Origin of the sequence: Streptomyces sp. NPDC001513 (genome assembly GCF_042894695.1) — a bacterium.
Taxonomy (GTDB): Bacteria; Actinomycetota; Actinomycetes; order Streptomycetales; family Streptomycetaceae; genus Streptomyces.
This window is the reverse complement of sequence record NZ_JBIAVU010000008.1, coordinates 299,140-318,062: the sequence shown is the minus strand read 5'-3', so window position 1 is coordinate 318,062 and position 18,923 is coordinate 299,140. Positions and strand designations below refer to the sequence as shown.

Sequence of the window (18,923 nt, the reverse complement as noted above, 5' to 3'; positions counted from 1 at the left end):
GAAAACGCCCCCGAGGACCGGACTCCCGGCCCCCGGGGGCGTTTTCGTGCTCCGGACCCGGGTATCCGCGCGGTCACAGCCACGACGGCGGAAGGCGGACTCATGGGCATCGGCGGATGCATCGGTTTGATCGTGGTGGGCGCCATCCTCACCTTCGCCAGCGACTGGGAGATGGAGAGCGTCAACCTCGACCTGGTCGGCCTGATCATGATGGCGGTGGGCGGCATCGGCCTCGCCGTGTACACCAGCATCTACAAGCGGCGCCGGGCCGCGGGCGCGATACCGGTGGTGGAGGAACGCCGCCGGGACGTCATCTGACGCCGCGGCGGGCCCTCACCGGCGCAGCGCGCCCTCGTACACCGGGAGCAGGGTGTCCAGGACCGCGTCCATGGAGAAGGAGTCCGCGGCCAGCTTGCGGGCCGACAGCGAGGCCTCCCGGTTGGCCGCCGGGTCCAGCAGGGCCAGGACGGCCGCGGCCACGCCCGCCGGACCCGGTTCCACCGCGTGCCCCGCACCGGCCCGCGCGACGTCGCGGGCCAGCCCGTTGGAGTGCGTGACCACCGAGGGGACGCCCACCGAGAGCGCCTCCAGCACCGACATCGGGAACGGCTCGTCGACCGAGGGCAGGACGTACACGTGCGCCCGGCGCAGCTCCGCCAGGACCTCCGCACCGGACAGCGCCCCCGGGACCGTGAACCGGTCCGTCAGGCCCAGCGCCCCGATCCGGGCGCGTACGGCCCCCAGCTCGCCCTCGTCCGGACCGGCGACCACGAAGTGCGCGTCCGGATGCACGGCCAGCACCGCCGGGGCCGCGTCCACGAAGTCCACCGGCCGCTTGCGGGCCTGCAGGCGCGCCGAGTAGAGGATCCGCGGCGGGCCGGACAGCGGCGGCCGCTCCTCCTGCTCCGGGGTCCCGTTGACCAGGCGGACCGCCTTCGGCAGCGGTGCGCCCACCACCGCGTCCAGGCCCTCCCGCTCGTGCGGGGTCAGGTACAGCAGCGCGTCCGCGCCGCGCAGCAGCCGGCGTACCGCCACCGCGTCCAGCACCTTGGCCAGCAGCTTCTCGCTGGGGTCCACCATGCCGTGGGTCTGCAGCACCAGCGGCTTGCCCGCCCGCAGCGCCGCCAGGGCCACCGGCAGGGTCACCAGGTCCCGGGCCAGGTGGACGTGGACGACATCGGCGTCGCGCACCAGCCGGCCGGCCGACGCCAGCAGCGCCGGCGAGGTCATCCCGCTGAAGCCGAGGGGGAGCAGCCGACGGGCCGGGAACAGCTTCGCCGGGACGCCCTCCACCGAGGTGGGCCACGCGTCGAAGCCCTCGCCCAGCGCGAGCAGCCGCGCCTCGTGGCCCCGGGCGCGCAGCCCCTTCGCCAGGTTCAGCGCGACCCGCACCGGCCCGCCGAAGGCGTGCGAGGGGGAGTGCAGGGTGACCGCGTGCAGCACGCGCATCGGGGTGCTCACTTGGGCTCCTCCACCGGGCGGCGCTGCCCGTCCTGGGTCTGCAGGGTCAGCTCCGGCAGGTCCTTGTGCACGACCGAGCCCGCCCCGGCGACCGCGCAGCGGCCCACCGTGACCCCGGCCAGCACGGTCGCCCGTACGGCCACCCAGGCGCCGTCCTCGACGGTGATGGGCGCGTTGCGGTAACGGAAGTCGGCGGCCCGGTGGTCGTGCGAGCCGGTGCACAGCAGGGCCTCCTGCGAGAGGCACACGTGCGAACCGATCGTCAGCGGCTCCAGGTTCAGCAGCCAGGCGCCCTCACCGATCCAGGTGTGGTCCCCGACGGTGAGCTTCCACGGCCACAGCACGCGCACCCGGTGGCGTATCAGCACGCCCTCGCCGATCTTCGCGCCGAAAGCCCGCAGCAGCACCACCCGCAGCCGCGCCGGACAGAACCAGCTCATGAACAGCGTGTTCATCACGGCGAACCAGAGCGCCTGCGTCAGCAGCCCGCGGCCCTTGTCGTATCCGGCCAGCGTGAAGGAAGGAAGATCCCGCAACTGTCGCCCCCATCTACACTCTGCCGCCGCCTCCCAGGGCGTGGCCCGCTCAGACTAGACTGCGCGCGGACCAGGCACATCGGGTGGGGGCGGCAGTGACGACGGACATACGCAAGCCCCCCGCGGCGCCCGCGAAGCAGCCCGTCCCGTCCCCCTTCGAGGACGAGAGCCTGTGGGGCCGGGCCACCCTCCCGCGCACCCTGCTCTCGCGCGCGCTGTCCGTACCGCTCGCGCTCGGATTCACCGTCTTCCTGCCGCTGTTCGTCGCCGTCCAGGACGGCGCGGGCGCCCGTGACGCGGCCTTCTGGCTCCAGCTCCTGCTCACCATGTACGCGGGCGCCCGGCTCTCCGCGATGGTGCTCACCAGCCGCCGCAAGCTGCTCCAGGGCTCCTTCTGGCTCTTCGTCTACATGGCCATGGGCGTGGCCCCGCTCGCGCAGGCCGTCCTCGGCCAGGTCCCGACGCCCGTCGTCGGCCCGCGCTCCGACCTGACCGCCGCCATCGGGCTCGTCCTGCTCGGCTGCACGGCCTTCGACGTCGGCGTGCTGCTGGCCCGTCACCGGCCGGCCGGGCGCGCGGGCGGCTCCCAGAAGGAGTCCAGGCCCGTCATGGCGCACCGGCGCCGGCTCCAGCTCCTCACGGCCCTCTCCTTCCTGTGCAGCGCCGCCTTCATCATGAAGCTGGGCGGCCCGGCGGTCTTCTTCTCCAGCCGCCAGGAGATCATCGCGGGTATCGAGGAGGCGGGCGTCTCCAACGGTGACGGCCAGGCCGGGCAGGCACTGCTGCGCGGCTTCGGCACCGTACCGGCCCTGCTCGCGCTGCTCCTCTACACGCGCTGGCTGATCACCTCGAAGTTCGCCCGCCGCAAGGTGTCGGTCATCGTCACGTGGGGGGCGCTCGCCGGCCTCAACCTGATCGTCAACAACCCCATCTCGAACCCGCGGTACTGGTTCCTGACGGTCATGTTCGCGCTGCTCTTCACCGTCTTCCCGGTGAGCGCGGCCATGTACCGGGTGGCGCTGTCGATGGCGGTGGTCGTCGCCCTCCTGATCTTCCCCTTCGCCGACCGCTTCCGGTACGACGAGAAGAACTACCGTCCGGTCGAGACCACGTCCTTCCTGGAGCCGATGGCGCTCAAGGACTACGACCAGATCGGCATGTTCGCGAACACCATCACCTTCTCGGAGTCGGGCCCCGGCCACTACTACGGGCGCCAGCTCGCGGGATCGATCTTCTTCGCGGTGCCGCGCGCGGTGTGGCCGGGCAAGCCGCGGGACACGGGCGTGATGGTCGGCCAGTGGATGGGCACGGTCAACACCAACCTCTCCTCCCCGATCTGGGCGGAGCTGTGGCTCGACTTCGGTCCGCTGGGGATGGGCGCGGGGCTGCTGGGCATGGGGTACGCCTCCGCCCGCGTCGACCGCCGCTACGCGAAACGGGCCACGCGGAGGGCGCCGCCGGGCAGCCTGATCTCGGTGATCGTCCCGCTGGTCGCGGGCTACTCCTTCATCCTGCTGCGCGGGCCCCTGCTCCAGGCGTCGGGGCGGGTGGCGATCGCCGCCCTCTGCCTTGCGCTGGTCGCCACGTACCGCACGGACCGCGGCACGACGCTGCGCTGAGCGCGCCGCCGCTGCCGGGGCTCCGCCCCAGACCCCGTACGGCGCTCCGCGCCCGCGCCTCAAACGCCGGCGAGGCTGAAAGATCGCCTCAAACGCCGGCGGGGCTGGATTTGGCCGAGGCCGGCACAATCCAGCCCCTCCGGCGTTTGAGGAGCGGGGTCCGGGGCGGAGCCCCAGGAGGCCCGCGCAGCGGGTCAGGCCGCGGGGGCGGTGGCCCGGTGAGGTTCGTCGGCCTGCGGAACCGGCGTCTTCAGCCGGGCCACGCGGAGCCAGGCGGCTGCGGCCTTGAGTGCCGAGCCGGCCGCCAGGCCCAGCGCGGCGCCCGCCACACCCCCCACCGCGTACCCGCCGAGCAGCAGTCCCACGGACAGCACCGAGAAGACCACCTGCAAGGACAGCGTCGCCTTCGGCGCCAGCACCCGCAGGGTCAGCAGCGCACAGGTGCCCAGCCCCATCACCGCGTACTGCGCCCCCGTCGCCGGCAGCAGCGCGGCCGTCGCCGCCCAGGTGTCGCCGAGCAGCTGACGGCCCATCCGCTCGGGCAGCGCGTACAGCACGGCCCCCCAGCCCGCGCCGAGCGCGGCCAGCACCAGTCCCAGCAGCGCGGTCGCCCGCACGGTGGCCCGCTTGCCGCCGAGCCGGCCGAGGACCGGCGGCCCGAAGGAGTTCGCGGAGTTGAACAGCACGTTCAGCGGCCCGAAGAGAGTGGTCGCACCCCGCAGCGCGCCGACGGCCAGCGGGGTCGCGAAGACGCCGAGGCCCAGGACGGCGAGCTGGCTGGAGCCGTTGCCCACCGCGAACTCGACCACGAACCGCTGCCCGAGGTGCCCCCGCCGCAGGTACGGCCGCAGGTCAACCCGCGCGTCGCGGACGTACGGCCGCAGCAGCCACAGTCCCAGCCCCAGCGCGGGCACCGCGGACAGGCCCCACACCAGCACCAGCCGCCCCGCCGAAGCCCCTTCGGGCTGCACGGCCAGCGCCGCGACCACGCACACCAGCCGCAGCGCGTCCGCGGCCAGTGCCCGCTCGGGGGCGCGCAGCGCGGAGAAGCAGTAGCGCAGCCCGTCCTGGAGGAGGACCAACGGCAGTACGAGGCCCAGCGCGAGGAAGGCCCGGCCGGGCGTCGCGGGGAGCACGAGGCCCACCACCACGAGCAGCGCCCCCACGGCGGCGGACGCGGCCGCGGTGAATCCGGCGGCGGAGCGGCACATCGCGCCGAGCCGTTCCCCCTTCTCCAGGACGAGGCTCTGGCCGACGTAGGCCATGTTCAGTCCGAGGAGCACGCTGAAGGTCACGTACACCATCGAGAAGTCGGCGAACCCGGCCGCCGAGGACAGCCGGGCGGCCAGCACCAGCACCAGGATGTTCGTGGCGCTGGAGGCGGCCTGGTCCAGGACCGATGCGACGGCGGCGAGGCCGCGTCGGCTCATCTGCGGCCCATGCGCACGGTGCGCAGCGCGACGGTGTCGGTGCCGTCACCGGGGATGTGCTGCTCGGGCTCGGCGACCTCGTACGGGATCGGCTGCGGCGTCTTCGGCCCGCCCGCCGGGGAGCCGGCGGCAGGGGCGGGAGCGGGAGTCTTGTCCTTGCCGCGGCCGCGCTTCTCGCCGGGCAGCGGGGCGTGCAGGACCGCGCCGAGCACGGTGCCGCCGGCGCCGCTGATCAGCTCGCGGATCCGGATCAGGTCGGTGCGGTGGACGCCGCGCGGGTTGCAGACGACCAGGACGCCGTCGACGCGGTCGACGAGGGCGAGGGCGTCGGCGTAGGAGAGCACGGGCGGCGCGAGCACGACGACGGTCGCGTTGGGGGAGTCGGCCTCGGAGATCAGCCGGGTGGCGCGGGGGGAGGTCAGCGCGCGCGGCACGTTGCGCGCCCGCTCGCCGGGGATCAGGTCGAAGGAGCCGGACTCGCCGGCGTCCACGACGAGCTGGCGCCCGTCGGGCCACTCGGAGTCGGAGTGCCGTCCGCCGCCGCCCTTCTGGCCGCCCGGGGTCTGGCTCCAGCGGGGCCGGCCGCCGGCGTCCGTCGGCAGCTGGCTGGCCAGTACGGGGGTGCGCAGGTCGGCCTCGATGAGCAGGACGTCCTTGCCGGTCTCCGCGAAGGAGGCGGCGAGGTTCACGGCCACCGCGGCGGCGGTCTCGCTGCTGCCGCGCGGGGCGACGACGAGCAGCCGGCGCCGGTCGGCGAAGCGGGCGTCGTAGGCGAGCCGGAAGGCCACCGAGCGGTACTCCTCGGCGAGGCGGGGATCGGCCTCGCCGGCGGCGAGCAGCGGTCCGCCGCCCGTCCGGTCCCGGGGCAGGTAGCCGAGCACGGGCGCGCGCAGGGCCCGTGCCACGTCGCCCTCGGAGCGGGGCGCCGGGTCGAAGACGAGCCGGACCCAGGCGGCCAGCAGGCCGAGGGCGAGGCCCACGGCGGCGCCGAGCGCGAGGGACATCAGGATGCCGGGGCCGTCGGCTCCGGGGGGCGCGGTCGCGGCGCTGGTGACGCGGCCCGGGGTCATGTCGAGGGCCTCGAGCTTGGTGATCTTGGTGTTGTAGCCGCCGACCTCGCTCTGCAGGTCGGTCTTCGAGGAGGTGGCCGCGTCGCGTCCGGCGCCGGCGGGCATCCGGGCGATCTCCTTGGAGAGCTCGTCCAGCTGCTTGGCGATCGGGTCGCGCTGCTCCTTGTAGCCCTTGACCATCTTGTCGCGGGTGGCGTCGAGGGACTCCTGCCGCTTGAGCAGGTACGCCTCGGTCATCGCGTTGGCGCGCTTGGCGGCCTCCTTGGGGGAGGACGCCGTGTAGGTGAAGCGCAGCACCATGGTCTGCGGCGGGTTGGTGACCTGGAGCCCGCTGCGCAGGGCGGCGAAGCCGGAGGCGGACACGCCGAGCTTCTTCGCCGCCTCGTTGGCTATGGAGGAGCTGAGCGCGACCTGGCGCTCGGAGCCGATGTTGATCGCCTTGTCGGGCGCGAGGCTCGGGTTGAACGGGTCGTCGGTGGGCGCGCGCAGCACGACGTCGGCGGTCGCGACGTAGGTGTCGGCGGTGGAGATGCCGAGGTAGACGCCGCCCAGCAGGCCGATGCCGATGCCCGCGCCGATGAGCCTGCGGTAGCGCAGGAGCTGCCGGAACTGGTCTCTGAGGAGATCCGGTTCGTCGTCGGCCGGTGCCGCTGCAGGGCGGTTCGTCTCGATCACGGCCGGGGTCCCCCAAGTGCTTCGTCTATCAGTGCGTCGATGCGGGCCAGGCCCGCTTCGCGGCTCAGATGGGCCGCCACGTGGCGGGGTCCGGCCGCTCCCAGTGCGTCCGCGCCTTCGGGGTCCTCGGCCAGGGCCCGTACGGCCTTCAGCAGGGCCTCGGGGTCCTCCGGCGGTACGAGCACCCCTGCGCCCGAGCGTTCCACCTCCTGGGCGGTGCCGCCCTCCGCCGCCACGGAGGCGACGACGGGGCGGCCGGTCTGGAAGTAGGAGGTGAGTTTCGACGGCACGCTCATGTCCAGCACGGCAGCGTGCTGCGTGACCGCGAGTACGTCCGCCGCGGCGAGGATATCCGGGAACTCGCCGTCCGCGGCAGGGGGGATGATGTCCAGATTCGGTACATCGGCCGACAAGTCGGCGAGCGCGGCCCGCTGACTGCCGTCGCCCATGAGGACGAAGCGGACATTCGGATCCAGCCGGGCGGCGCCCACGAGGACCTCCAGTCCCTGCTTGAGGCCCATGTTCCCGGAGTGCAGGACGACGGTCTCGCCGGGGCTCCAGCCGAGGTGGCGGCGGGTCTCGCCGCGCGGCTTGGTGGGCAGCGCCACGTGCGACCAGTTGGGGACGAGGCGGATCCGGTCCGGGTCCACGCCCATGCCGACGACCCGGTCCACGAAGGTCTCGTGGATGACGCCGACGAGGGTGGCCCGCTTGAGGGCGTACGCCTCGGCGCGGCCGGCGATCGCGGCGGCCTTGTCCCCGCCGCTGATCCCGCTCTGCGCGGCGGCGGCGCCCATCAGGTCCTGGACGACAGGGATGTACGGGACCTTCCAGCGCGCCGCGAGCCGGGCGGCGAGCACCCCGCCGGCCAGGCTGGGCATCTGGGCGAGCACCGCGTCCGGCCTGGGCATCCGGGGCGGGGCCACGGCGCCGTGCAGCAGAATCGATCCTTCAAAAAGAGCCCGCTTCACGGCGGTCTGGCGCGGCGGTACGGTGTGCGCGCGCCGGTGCACGGTGACGCCTGCGCGCTGTTCCGTGCGCTGGAGCGCCCCCTTGTACTCCGGCTCGACGGACCACGCCGGGTAGTGCGGCATGCCCGCCAGCACGTGGGTCTCGTGGCCGAGATCCGCCCAGTGCTCCGCGATCTGGGTGGCATACGGGCCGATCCCCGCGTGCTCCGGAGCGTAATTGGTGGAAACCAGCAGCATGCGCCGCTGACCGGATCTGGACACCGAGCGTCCCCTCTTCCCCTGGATGATGCGCACGTCACCCTATTCGTTCACCCGCGTGCTGCGGAACGTGCACGCTATTGTCTGCTAATCAGCTGCACCGGGGGGTGCGGTCGCTGGGGATAACAGATGACGGAGCACGACATGTCCGACTTTGGCGCGCCAGCGCGTAGACCGTACCGAGTCGGCTACGCGCCGGGAGCCTACGATCTGTTCCACATCGGGCACCTGAACATCCTTCGGCACGCCCGGAGCCAGTGCGACTACCTCGTCGCCGGAGTGGTCTCCGACGAGATGGCCGAACTCGCCAAGGGGCGCCGCCCGATGATCCCGCTCGTCGAGCGGCTGGAGATCGTCCGCAGCGTGAAGTACGTGGACGCCGCCTTCGTGGAGACCGTCCCGGACAAGGTGGAGACCTGGAAGCAGGTCCGCTTCGACGTCATCTTCAAGGGCGACGACTGGCGCGGCACGCCCAAGGGCGACCGGCTGGAGAAGGACTTCGCCGCCCACGGCGTCGACGTCGTCTACTTCCCCTACACCGTGCACACCTCCAGCACCCAGCTGCGCCGGGCGCTGGACGCGCTCGCGGAACCCGCCGCCCTCCCCGGTCAGGTCACCGGGGAACGGCGCTGAGCTCGCGGAACCACTTCGCGAGGAACGCCAGCAGGAACAGCCCGGCGACCACGCCCAGCCCGGCGTACGCCCAGGCGAACAGGCTCCCGCCGCCGAGCAGCAGGAACACCACGCAGAACACCCCGTAGTCCACGGGCAGCAGGGCCACCGCACGCAGGGTCGACGGGGCGGCGGCCGGGCTGCCCGGGGCCGGCTTCGGCTTGAGCTTCTCCGTCAGCAGCCCGCCGAAGAAGGTGACGACCGCGGCGAACTGGAAGCCCAGCGGCACCAGCAGCCAGCCGTCGGCCGTCGTCCCGTACTCCTCGGGGAACCGGTAAAAGGCGATCAGCACGCACGAGTGCAGCGCCGTGAGCTTGGCCGCGTCCACCACGTGGTCCAGCCACTCGCCGGCCGCGCTGCCGCCGCCCCGCAGCCGGGCCAGCTGCCCGTCCGCGGAGTCGAAGGCGAAACCGACGGCGAGCGCCGCCCACACCGCGATCCCCAGCCCCCACGAGGGCGCGCACAGGGCGACCGCGGCCACGGCGGCGAAGCTGAAGGCGGCGCTGACCAGCGTCACCTGGTTCGGGGTGAGCCCGAGCGCGTACGAACCGGCGGCCAGGTACCGCCCGGCGGGCCGGTTGACGAACCGCGAATACAGCGACACCCCCTTCGCCGACTTCTGCGCCCCGCGCAGTTCCTGCAGCGCGGTGTTGACTCTGCCCATGCAGGGACCCCCTCAGAACGATGTCGAACACATCATCGCAGGGCGAACAGGGGAGTCGTTCCGGATGTCCGCGTACGCCCGGAGGCGGCGGCGCGCGGGGCCGCGGGCCGCCGCCCCCTCATGCCGACGGCCCCCGCGCCGGGGCCCCGCAGACCCGCAGCAGCAGGACCGAGCGGGCCGGGACCGTCAGGGTCTCCCCGCCGCGGTGACGGGTGCGCGGCGCGTCGGACTGGCTCTCCAGGGAGGTGTCCAGGACCAGCTCGTACGCCTCCGCCCACGGCGCCCCCGGCAGGACCCACGCCAGCGGCCGGTCCCCGGTGTGCAGCAGCGCGAGGAAGCTGTCGTCCGTCACCTGCCGGCCCCGCTCGTCACGGCCCGGGATGTCCCGCCCCGACAGGTACATCCCCAGCGCGGCGGCCGGCGCGTACCAGTCCCGCTCCGTCATCTCCGCGCCCGTCGGCGTGAACCAGGCCAGGTCCCGCAGCCCGTCCGCCCCCTGCGGCCGCCCCGAGAAGAACGCCCGCCGCCGCAGCACCGGATGGGCCTGCCGCAGCGAGATCAGCCGCTCCGTCAGCGCGAACAGCTCCCGCCACGCCGGGTCCTCCAGCAGCGACCAGTCCACCCACCCCGTCTCGTTGTCCTGGCAGTAGGCGTTGTTGTTGCCGTCCTGCGTGCGCCCGAACTCGTCGCCCGCCACCAGCATCGGCACCCCCGTCGACAGCAGCAGGGTGGTCAGCAGGTTGCGCAGCTGGCGGCGGCGCAGGACGCCCACCCGGGCGTCCTCGCTCTCGCCCTCCGCCCCGCAGTTCCACGAGCGGTTGTCGTTGGTCCCGTCCCGGTTCGCCTCCCCGTTGCCCTCGTTGTGCTTGCGCTCGTAGGACACGAGGTCGCGCAGGGTGAAACCGTCGTGCGCGGTCACGAAGTTCACCGAGGCGTACGGGCGCCGCCCGCCCCAGGCGTACAGGTCGCTCGACCCCGAGAGCCGGTACCCGAGATCCCGTACGTCGGGCAGCGCGCCCCGCCAGAAGTCCCGTACGGCATCCCGGTAGCGGTCGTTCCACTCCGTCCACAGCGGGGGGAACGCGCCCACCTGGTAGCCGCCCGAACCCACGTCCCACGGCTCGGCGATGAGCTTCACCCGCCGCAGCACCGGATCCTGGGCGATCACCGCCAGGAACGGCGACAGCATGTCCACGTCGTGCATCGAGCGGGCCAGCGCCGCCGCCAGGTCGAAGCGGAAGCCGTCCACCCCCATCTCCGTCACCCAGTAGCGCAGCGAGTCCGTGATGAGGCGCAGCACGTGCGGGCGCCCGGCGTGCAGGGTGTTCCCGCAGCCCGTGTAGTCGGCGTAGCGGCGCTGGTCGGACTGGAGCCGGTAGTAGCCCCGGTTGTCGATCCCGCGCAGCGACAGCGTCGGACCCAGCTCGCCGGCCTCCGCCGTGTGGTTGTAGACCACGTCGAGGATCACCTCGATCCCGGCCGCGTGCAGGGCCCGCACCATCCGCTTGAACTCGCCGACCTGCTGGCCCGTCGTCCCGCTCGACGAGTACCCCGCGTGCGGGGCGAAGTAGCCGATCGAGTTGTAGCCCCAGTAGTTGCGCAGCCCCCGGCGCAGCAGGTGGTCCTCGTGCGCGAACTGGTGCACCGGCAGCAGCTCGACCGCCGTGACGCCCAGCTTCGTCAGGTGCTCGACCGCCGCCGGATGGGCGAGCCCCGCGTACGTGCCGCGCAGCTCCTCGGGAACACCCGGATGGCGCATCGTGAAGCCGCGCACGTGCAGCTCGTAGATCACCGAGTCGGCCCACGGGGTCTTCGGCCGGACGTCGTCCGCCCAGTCGTCGTCATCGTGGACGACCACGCCCTTCGGGACGAACGGCGCCGAGTCCCGGTCGTCGCGCACGGTGTCCGCGATGTACTGCTGCGGCCAGTCCCGGACGTGCCCGTACACCTCCGGCGGCAGGGTGAAGTCCCCGTCGACGGCCCGCGCGTACGGGTCCAGGAGCAGCTTCGCCGGATTGAACCGGGCGCCCGTCCAGGGGTCCCAGCGCCCGTGCACCCGGAACCCGTACCGCTGACCGGGGCGCACGCCCGGCACGAAACCGTGCCAGATCTCGTGCGTGAGCTCGGTGAGCGAGCAGCGGGTCTCGCCGCCCTCGGCGTCGAACAGGCACAGCTCCACCGCCTCCGCGCCCTGCGCCCACAGGGCGAAGTTGGTGCCCGCGGTCCCGTCCGGTCCCTGGTGGAACCGGGCCCCCAGGGGATGCGAGGACCCCGGCCACACCGCCGGTCCCGGGCGGGCCTGGACCCGTAACACCTGCCCCTTGACCTGGCCGTTCGGCTGGCCGGCCGGATGGCCGTTCGGCCGGCCGTTCGGATGGGCGCTCGGCTGGCCGCCGCCCGGATGTCCGTCGACCCGCGGTGCGGGCGCGGTCTGGCCGCCCCGCACCGCATCGACGGCGTTGCCGACGGCTTCCACCGCCTCTTGCTCGGCTGCGCTCGACACTGCCCGCCTCCACGGCTCCTGGGTACCTGCGGGGGTGGGGAGTGGGGCCCCGGCGTCCCGGCCCGGGCCCGCCCCCGTCTGGTCCTTCACACTGTTCTGCCCGGACTGTTCCGCCCGGAACGTGGCGCGCGCCCACGTTTCCCCCGAGGGGCCCGGTCGTTGGAGGGATCGTGACACTTCTGACGAGGCGGGCAGGGGCGGGCTTGGCCGCCGTGGCGGCATGGGCAGGCCTGTTGGGCGGGCTGACCGGATGCACCAAGGACGGCAAACCGGCGGTCGAGGTCCAGCTGCCCGGCAAACCCCGCTCGCCGGACGAGGCCATCCGGATCACCCCCGACGACAACGCCAAGGGGGTCCAGGCCGACGCGCGGCTGGTGGTCACCGTGCCCGAGGGCCGGCTGGAGCGGGTCGTCGTCACCAAGGTGGAGGACGCGCAGCAGGAGGAGGTCCCCGGCGCCATCGCCGACGACGGACTCAGCTGGAGCCCCGACCCGGAGTCCGGCCGGCTCGCGCTCGCGGCCAAGTACACCGTGGACGCCGTCGCCCTCGACGGGCACAACCGCCGCCAGGCCCGGCACACCACCTTCACCACCTACGTTCCCGAGGAGCGGTTCATCGGCTACTTCAAGCCCGAGAACCGCTCCACCGTCGGCACCGGCATGATCGTCTCCTTCAAGTTCAACCGCTCGATCGAACGCCGCGCGGAAGTGGAGCGGGCCATCACCGTCACCTCCGACCCGGCCGTGCAGGCCGTCGGCCACTGGTTCGGCAGGGACCGGCTCGACTTCCGGCCCAAGGAGTACTGGAAGGCCGGCACCAAGGTCACCGTGAAGATGGACCTGCGCGACGTCGAGGGCGCGGCCGGCTCGTACGGCATCCAGTCCAAGACCGTCACCTTCACCGTCGGCCGCTCCCAGATCTCCCGGGTGGACGCGGCCGCGCACACCATGGAGGTCCGCCGGGACGGGGAGCTGCTGTCGACCGTGCCGATCAGCGCCGGGGCGCCCAAGACCACCACGTACAACGGGAAGATGGTGGTGATGGAGCTCTTCGACGTCACCCGCATGAACGGCCAGACCGTCGGCTTCGGCGGCGAGTACGACATCCCCGACGTCCCGCACGCCATGCGGCTCACCGCCTCGGGGACCTTCCTGCACGGGAACTACTGGTCCAGCCCCGACACCTTCGGCACCACCAACGTGAGCCACGGCTGCGTGGGCCTGCGCGACGACAAGGGCGGCGGCTCCGACACCCCGGCCGGCTGGTTCTTCGACCGGACCCTGATCGGCGACGTGGTGGAGGTCGTCAACTCGCAGGACAAGACGGTCGCCGCCGACAACGGGCTGGGCGGCTGGAACATGTCCTGGGCGGACTGGGTCGCCGGCTCCGCCATCGTCTGAGCGCCGCACGACAGCGCCCGTACGACAGCGGCGTACGACAGCGCCGTACGAGTGACTCGTGTGATCGGAATGCCGTAGCGGAGAGTGTCCGCGCCCGGTCCGCCGGCGCCCGCCCCCAGCCTGACAGGGCAATCAGGGCAATCAGGGCAGCCGGGAACGGACGGAGCGTCATGTCAGCAAGGAACTGGACCCTAGGGCTCGCGATCGGGGCCGTGCTGGCCGCCGCGGCCCCCACGGCCCTCGCCGCGGAACCGGGCGCGGGCCCCGGCGCCCACCGGCCGGCCGCGGCCGCGCGGGCCCCGCTGCCCGACGGGCTGGGGCCCTGCGTCCCGGGCCGCTGCCCGGACCCGTACCCGCCCATCCACAGCGACGGCGTGCTGCGCGGCCGGGACAACGGCATCAACATCTTCGTGGGCGGCGACTTCCGGGTCCGGGGCAGCGCCTCCGAGGCCGAGGGCCGCCTCGTGGTCCTCGGCGACTTCGACCAGGACAAGGCGGCGGGCGGCGACAGCCGCTACAACGTCGGGATCGTCGGCGCCGGATCGCTCGTGCCGCCGCCGGACGGAGCCGACTTCCTCACCACCGGCGGAGGGATCGCCGTCGCCCAGGACGAGCGCCTGCTCGCCGACGGCGGCGTGGTCCGGCACGCCGGCCCGGTCACCGGCAGGGTCTCCGGCCGCCTGGTCCCCGACGCCGCCGCGGTCACCCGGTACGCGGGACTGCGCGACCGGCTCAGCGCCGCCAGCCAGTGCTACGCCCGGGTCGACGGGCAGCCGCGCCCGGCCACCGGAACGGCCGTCAACAACCGCTACGAGACCGTCTTCACCGGCGACGGAACCTCCCCGCTCCAGGTCTTCAACGTGAACGCGGACCTGGTGGGCGACCGGGGCGGCCAGCAGGGCATCCGCTTCGCCCGGATCCCGGACACGGCCACCGTCCTGGTGAACGTCCTGGGCGCCGACCGCACGATCAACACCTACAGCGGCGGCATCCAGGACACCGACCCGCTGAACGCCTACCGCGGCCGCCTGCTGTGGAACTTCCCCGACGCCACCACCGTACGGCTGACCGGCGGGGGCCAGTTCCAGGGCAGCTTCCTGATGGGGCAGCCGAGCTCCGAGACCACGGTCACGCTGCCCGGCATCAACGGCCGCTTCTTCACCACCGGCTCCGTCACCCACGGCAGCGCGACGGCCGGGGGCGGCGGCCAGGAGTTCCACGCCTACCCCTTCAACGGCGACCTGCCCGACTGCGCGGGCCCGGCCCCGGTCACCGGCTCGCTCTCCGTCCTCAAGCAGGACGGCGATACTGGCGCCGCGCTCGCCGGGGCGCACTTCGAGCTGTGGCGGGAGACCAACCGCACCGCCGGCCTGCAGACCACCGGCGGTGCGGACGCCGACACCCGCGTCACCGGGTGCACCACGCCGGCGAGCGGGCTGTGCGAGGAGACCACCACGCTCGGCACGTACTACTGGCGCGAGACGCAGGCGCCCCCCGGGTACGACCTTCCGGCCGAGACGGTCCACGAAGTGACGCTGACCGCCGAGAACGCCTCGGCCGGCGTCCGGTACGAGGCGGACAACCAGCGGACCCCGCAACCGCCGGACGGCGCACGGGTGGTGCTGCGCAAGACCGACGCGACCACCGGCGGGCCCCTGCCCGGCGCGCGGTTCGAGCTGTGGCGGGAGAGCAACGGCACGGAGGGGCTCCAGCCCGTCACACCCGGAGGCGACACCCGGCTGGACGTCGCCTGCGAGACCGACACCCGGGGCACCTGCACCGTCGAGCTGCCGGTCGACGAGACGTACTACTGGCGGGAGACCGCCGTCCCGGCCGGCTACGAGCTGCCCGCGGACCCGGTCACCCGCTTCGACCTGACCGAGGGCGACGTGGCGGACGGCATCGAGGTCGCCGTCCCGAACGCGCGGAGCGAGGCGTTCGAGGGCTCCATCCGGATCGTGAAGCGGGACGCCAAGACCGAGCGGCCGCTGCGCGGCGCGGTGTTCGAGGTGTGGCAGGAGACCAACAACACCGCCGGCCTCCAGACGCGCGGCATCAACGCCGACCGCCGGGCCGCGGCCGGCTGCGCCACGGACCGCGGCGGGGTCTGCGATTTCGGCCCGCTCCCCGAGGGCTGGTACTACCTGGTCGAGACGGCGGTCCCGGAGGGCTACGCCCTTCCCGCGGACCGGGTGACCGGACCGCTCAGGCTGGACGGCACCACGCCGCAGGCGCGGCTCGTGGTCACGCTCCGGAACGAGCGCGACGGCCACGGCAAGGGCAAGGGCAAGGGGGGCCACGGCAAGGGCGACCACGGCAAGGACCACGGTCACGGCAAGGGCCAGCACCCGAAGCACCCGAAGCACCCCGGGCACCCGAAGGACGCCAAGGGGCCCCGGTCCTGACACCGGCCCCGTGAACGCGTGATCCGGTGCGCCGGTGGAGTGAGTTCCTCACCCCGCCGGCGCATCAGCGCGAGCCGTACCCCCGCCCCACGGGTTGGCTGGGCTGCGACCGTCAAGCCCGCAGGCCCGAGGAGGCCCGGATGGCCGTACGCCAGGGGAGCGGCCCGGCAGCGCGGGCGGCGGCAGTCGGCGCCCTGTGCGCACTGGCGGTCCTGCACCCGTCGCCGGCGGCGGCCGTCCCGGCGGAACCGGAGAGCGCGTGCGCGGCGGGCACCGGCCCCTACCAGCGGGAGCTGGAGGACCATCTGGGCCGGCCGGTCGACGGGGTCCAGTCCCCGGCGGACTGCTCCGCGGTCCGGGCCTTCCAGCACGCGAACGGCGTCGCCCCCGCGGACGGCTACGCGGGCCTGGCCACCTACCGCACGATGCTCGTCGTGACCGCCCGCCCGGACCCCAACGCCGCGGGCGACTGCCCCGTCCGCGAACACCGGGTGACCTGTGTGGACATGGACCGTCAGCTGCTGTGGGTGCAGCGGGGCAGCCGCGTCGTCTTCCCGCCCGTGCCCATCCGCACCGGCCGCGACTACGAGGAGACCCGGCCGGGCTGGCACGAGGTGTACTGGCGCAGCAAGGACCACGTCTCCACGCTGTACGACGCGCCCATGCCCTACGCGCAGTTCTTCGACGGGGGCCAGGCCCTGCACGGTACGCCCGACTCCCTTTACGGGAGCAGCGGTTCGGCCGGCTGCGTGAACCTCGCCGAACCGGACGCGGAGCGCCTCTGGGACCTGCTCACCGAGGGCGACGCGGTGTTCGTGTGGGGCACCAAGCCGGGCACCGAGGACTGACCCCGCCGACCGTCCCGACTGCCTCCGACCGTCCCTCCCGACCACCGTCCCGACCGCCCTCCCGCTGCCCTCCCGACGACCGACCCGGCCGCTGATCAGCATGTTGGGACGGAACGGTGACAAGACCGTGGCTCATCGTGATCTGCCCGTGTGATTTCCTGTCGACAAGCGCGCGACTGTCCGTGCGCGGGGGACATGGGGAGAACAAGAGTGAACCTGCAGCCGATACGCGGCCGCGCCCGCACCGGCCTGCCGGCCCTTCTGCTGGGGGCGGCCCTGCTGTTCACCACCGCGTGCAGCGGTGGTGGCGGGAGTGACAGCAGCGGCAGCGGCGGCGACAACGCCGGGGGCGGCGCCAAGAACGGGACCGAGGCCTCGAAGGCCGTCGTCAGCGTCAAGCCCGACGACGGGGCCAAGGAGGTCGCCACCAGCGGCGTCCTGAAGATATCCAGCAGCGGCGGCAAGCTCACGACGGTGACCGTCGCCGACACCAAGGGCAACGCGGTCGAGGGCAAGCTCGCCGACGACGGTTCGAGCTGGGAGCCGGCCCGTCACCTGGCCTCCGCCACCGAGTACAAGGTGCACGCGGTCGCCAAGGACGAGGCCGGCCGGGAGTCCGCCAAGGACACCACCTTCACCACCCTGACGCCGACCAACACCTTCGTCGGCCACTACACGCCGGAGGACGGCGCGGAGGTCGGCGTGGGCATGCCGGTCTCGATCAACTTCACCCGCGGGATCACCAACCCCGAGGCCGTCGAGAAGGCCATCACCGTGACCGCCGAGCCGGCCGTGCCGGTCGAGGGCCACTGGTTCGGCAACGACCGCCTGGACTTCCGCCCCGAGAAGTACTGGGCCGCGGGCACCACGGTCACCGTGAAGCTCGCCCTCGACGGCGTCGAGGGCCGCCCGGGCGTCTACGGCAAGCAGACCCGTACGGTCACCTTCAAGATCGGCCGCTCCCAGATCTCCACGGTCGACGCGAGCGAGAAGCAGATGCAGGTCGTCCGCGACGGCCAGGTCATCAAGAACCTCCCGATCACCGCGGGCGCCCCGTCGACCACCACCTACAACGGGCAGATGGTCATCAGCGAGAAGTACAAGGTCACGCGGATGAACGGCGCGACCGTGGGCTTCGGCGGCGAGTACGACATCTCCGACGTCCCGCACGCGATGCGCCTGTCGAACTCGGGCACCTTCGTCCACGGCAACTACTGGGCCTCCTCCGGCACGTTCGGCTCGGAGAACGTCAGCCACGGCTGCGTCGGGCTCAAGGACGTCCGCGGCGCCGGCGACGGCAACCAGCCCGCCGCCTGGTTCTTCAACGAGTCCCTGATCGGCGACGTGGTCGTCGTGAAGAACTCCAAGGACAAGCAGATCGCCCCGGACAACGGCCTCAACGGCTGGAACATGGACTGGGCGGAGTGGATCAAGTAAGCGGGTCCCGTACCCGATGAAGCCGGCCCGGTGCTGTGACACACAGCACCGGGCCGGCTCGCGTTAACCGCGGCTAACCTGGCCCGTATGACCATCTCTCTCGAAGTCTCCGAAGGCGTCGGCACCATCCGCCTGGACCGGCCGCCCATGAACGCCCTGGACATCGCCACCCAGGACCGGCTGCGCGAGCTCGCGGTGGAGGCGACCGACCGGGCCGACGTCCGCGCCGTCGTCATCTACGGCGGCGAGAAGGTGTTCGCGGCGGGCGCGGACATCAAGGAGATGCAGACGATGGACCACGCGGCGATGGTCGCCCGGTCCCGTGCGCTCCAGGACGCCTTCACCGCGGTCGCCCGCATCCCCAAGCCGGTCGTCGCGGCCGTCACCGGCTATGCGCTGGGCGGCGGTTGCGAGCTCGCGCTGTGCGCCGACTACCGGATCGCCGCCGACAACGCCAAGCTCGGCCAGCCCGAGATCCTGCTCGGCCTGATCCCGGGCGCGGGCGGCACCCAGCGGCTGTCGCGGCTGGTCGGCCCGTCGAAGGCCAAGGACCTCATCTTCACCGGGCGCATGGTCAAGGCCGACGAGGCGCTCACCCTGGGCCTGGTCGACCGGGTCGTGCCCGCCGCCGAGGTGTACGAGCAGGCGCACGCCTGGGCCGCCAGGCTGGCGCAGGGGCCGGCGATGGCGCTGCGCGCCGCCAAGGAGTGCGTGGACGCCGGCCTGGAGGCCGACATCGACACCGGTCTCACCATCGAACGCAACTGGTTCGCGGGCCTGTTCGCCACCGAGGACCGCGAGCGCGGCATGCGCAGCTTCGTCGAAGAGGGCCCGGGCAAGGCCAAGTTCGTCTGAGCGAGGCGCCGGTCCTCCCTGTGGGTGGATTAGCCAGGCCTTAAGGCAGCCTTAAGCGCAATCGGTGATCCACTGACCGTGATCACTTACCTGCGGTGTGTCACCGCAGGTCAAACCGG

At 72.9% G+C, this 18,923-nt stretch carries 15 protein-coding genes; 8 read left to right on the top strand and 7 right to left on the bottom strand.

Features of this window, described 5'->3' with window-relative positions; genetic code table 11:
• Nucleotides 1-102: 102 nt before the first annotated feature.
• On the top strand, nucleotides 103-318 hold the full coding sequence (locus tag ACFYZ4_RS19995) for a DUF6458 family protein (RefSeq protein ID WP_030655766.1): 216 nt from the start codon (nucleotides 103-105) through the stop codon (nucleotides 316-318).
• Nucleotides 319-333: 15 nt separating this feature from the next.
• Here ACFYZ4_RS19995 and ACFYZ4_RS19990 read toward each other — a convergent pair whose 3' ends face one another.
• Nucleotides 334-1,449, bottom strand: a complete 1,116-nt coding sequence (locus ACFYZ4_RS19990; RefSeq protein WP_351296537.1) for a glycosyltransferase — start codon at nucleotides 1,447-1,449, stop codon at nucleotides 334-336.
• 8 nt (nucleotides 1,450-1,457) lie between these two features.
• Entirely contained in the window at nucleotides 1,458-1,997 is a 540-nt protein-coding gene (locus ACFYZ4_RS19985; RefSeq protein WP_351296531.1) for a WcaF family extracellular polysaccharide biosynthesis acetyltransferase, read from the bottom strand.
• A gap of 95 nt (nucleotides 1,998-2,092) precedes the next feature.
• Here ACFYZ4_RS19985 and ACFYZ4_RS19980 point away from each other — a divergent pair, with 95 nt between their 5' ends.
• Complete coding sequence (locus ACFYZ4_RS19980) at nucleotides 2,093-3,616, top strand: hypothetical protein (RefSeq protein ID WP_351296534.1); 1,524 nt, start codon at nucleotides 2,093-2,095, stop codon at nucleotides 3,614-3,616.
• A gap of 194 nt (nucleotides 3,617-3,810) precedes the next feature.
• Here the strand turns inward: ACFYZ4_RS19980 and ACFYZ4_RS19975 are convergent, their stop codons facing one another.
• From ACFYZ4_RS19975 to ACFYZ4_RS19965, 3 genes are read right to left on the bottom strand one after another with little or no spacing between them, the layout of a single operon-like run.
• Complete coding sequence (locus tag ACFYZ4_RS19975; RefSeq protein WP_351294934.1) at nucleotides 3,811-5,046, bottom strand: hypothetical protein; 1,236 nt, start codon at nucleotides 5,044-5,046, stop codon at nucleotides 3,811-3,813.
• Nucleotides 5,043-6,791: a lipopolysaccharide biosynthesis protein gene (locus ACFYZ4_RS19970; protein ID WP_390784471.1), complete on the bottom strand. Its 1,749-nt coding sequence runs from the start codon at nucleotides 6,789-6,791 to the stop codon at nucleotides 5,043-5,045. The genes ACFYZ4_RS19975 and ACFYZ4_RS19970 overlap by 4 nt, the downstream gene beginning before the upstream one ends.
• On the bottom strand, nucleotides 6,788-7,999 hold the full coding sequence (locus tag ACFYZ4_RS19965) for a glycosyltransferase (RefSeq protein ID WP_351295010.1): 1,212 nt from the start codon (nucleotides 7,997-7,999) through the stop codon (nucleotides 6,788-6,790). The genes ACFYZ4_RS19970 and ACFYZ4_RS19965 overlap by 4 nt, the downstream gene beginning before the upstream one ends.
• Before the next feature lie 165 nt (nucleotides 8,000-8,164).
• Here ACFYZ4_RS19965 and ACFYZ4_RS19960 point away from each other — a divergent pair, with 165 nt between their 5' ends.
• Entirely contained in the window at nucleotides 8,165-8,653 is a 489-nt protein-coding gene (locus ACFYZ4_RS19960) for an adenylyltransferase/cytidyltransferase family protein (RefSeq protein ID WP_351294940.1), read from the top strand.
• On the opposite strand, the gene ACFYZ4_RS19955 is transcribed toward ACFYZ4_RS19960, so the two are convergent.
• Nucleotides 8,634-9,356 carry a CDP-alcohol phosphatidyltransferase family protein gene (locus tag ACFYZ4_RS19955; RefSeq protein WP_390784470.1) on the bottom strand — a complete coding sequence of 241 codons (723 nt, stop codon included), beginning with the start codon at nucleotides 9,354-9,356 and terminating at the stop codon, nucleotides 8,634-8,636. The genes ACFYZ4_RS19960 and ACFYZ4_RS19955 overlap by 20 nt on opposite strands.
• A gap of 118 nt (nucleotides 9,357-9,474) precedes the next feature.
• Nucleotides 9,475-11,859, bottom strand: coding sequence for a glycogen debranching protein GlgX (gene glgX, locus ACFYZ4_RS19950; protein ID WP_390784469.1), 2,385 nt, complete (start codon nucleotides 11,857-11,859; stop codon nucleotides 9,475-9,477).
• 212 nt (nucleotides 11,860-12,071) lie between these two features.
• Here glgX and ACFYZ4_RS19945 point away from each other — a divergent pair, with 212 nt between their 5' ends.
• The 5 genes from ACFYZ4_RS19945 to ACFYZ4_RS19925 all read left to right on the top strand — a co-directional run bounded on the left by ACFYZ4_RS19945 (nucleotide 12,072) and on the right by ACFYZ4_RS19925 (nucleotide 18,804).
• The gene (locus ACFYZ4_RS19945; protein ID WP_390784468.1) at nucleotides 12,072-13,259 is read left to right on the top strand and encodes an Ig-like domain-containing protein; all 1,188 of its coding nucleotides are present in this window, start codon (nucleotides 12,072-12,074) and stop codon (nucleotides 13,257-13,259) included.
• Between the two features lie 170 nt (nucleotides 13,260-13,429).
• Nucleotides 13,430-15,664: a choice-of-anchor A family protein gene (locus ACFYZ4_RS19940; RefSeq protein WP_390784467.1), complete on the top strand. Its 2,235-nt coding sequence runs from the start codon at nucleotides 13,430-13,432 to the stop codon at nucleotides 15,662-15,664.
• A 140-nt stretch (nucleotides 15,665-15,804) separates the two neighbouring features.
• The gene (locus tag ACFYZ4_RS19935) at nucleotides 15,805-16,512 is read left to right on the top strand and encodes a L,D-transpeptidase family protein (RefSeq protein ID WP_390784466.1); all 708 of its coding nucleotides are present in this window, start codon (nucleotides 15,805-15,807) and stop codon (nucleotides 16,510-16,512) included.
• Between the two features lie 195 nt (nucleotides 16,513-16,707).
• Nucleotides 16,708-17,949, top strand: a complete 1,242-nt coding sequence (locus ACFYZ4_RS19930) for an Ig-like domain-containing protein (protein WP_390784465.1) — start codon at nucleotides 16,708-16,710, stop codon at nucleotides 17,947-17,949.
• An 87-nt stretch (nucleotides 17,950-18,036) separates the two neighbouring features.
• Entirely contained in the window at nucleotides 18,037-18,804 is a 768-nt protein-coding gene (locus ACFYZ4_RS19925) for an enoyl-CoA hydratase-related protein (protein WP_351294952.1), read from the top strand.
• Nucleotides 18,805-18,923: the final 119 nt, after the last annotated feature.

Bases quoted from the DNA above. Each gene is read 5' to 3' on its own strand.
- ACFYZ4_RS19995 (WP_030655766.1), top strand. From the start codon at position 103: ATGGGCATCGGCGGATGCATCGGTTTGATCGTGGTGGGCGCCATCCTC.
- ACFYZ4_RS19990 (WP_351296537.1), bottom strand. From the start codon at position 1,449: ATGCGCGTGCTGCACGCGGTCACCCTGCACTCCCCCTCGCACGCCTTC.
- ACFYZ4_RS19975 (WP_351294934.1), bottom strand. From the start codon at position 5,046: ATGAGCCGACGCGGCCTCGCCGCCGTCGCATCGGTCCTGGACCAGGCC.
- ACFYZ4_RS19965 (WP_351295010.1), bottom strand. From the start codon at position 7,999: ATGCTGCTGGTTTCCACCAATTACGCTCCGGAGCACGCGGGGATCGGC.
- ACFYZ4_RS19960 (WP_351294940.1), top strand. From the start codon at position 8,165: ATGTCCGACTTTGGCGCGCCAGCGCGTAGACCGTACCGAGTCGGCTAC.
- ACFYZ4_RS19955 (WP_390784470.1), bottom strand. From the start codon at position 9,356: ATGGGCAGAGTCAACACCGCGCTGCAGGAACTGCGCGGGGCGCAGAAG.
- ACFYZ4_RS19940 (WP_390784467.1), top strand. From the start codon at position 13,430: ATGTCAGCAAGGAACTGGACCCTAGGGCTCGCGATCGGGGCCGTGCTG.
- ACFYZ4_RS19935 (WP_390784466.1), top strand. From the start codon at position 15,805: ATGGCCGTACGCCAGGGGAGCGGCCCGGCAGCGCGGGCGGCGGCAGTC.
- ACFYZ4_RS19930 (WP_390784465.1), top strand. From the start codon at position 16,708: ATGGGGAGAACAAGAGTGAACCTGCAGCCGATACGCGGCCGCGCCCGC.
- ACFYZ4_RS19925 (WP_351294952.1), top strand. From the start codon at position 18,037: ATGACCATCTCTCTCGAAGTCTCCGAAGGCGTCGGCACCATCCGCCTG.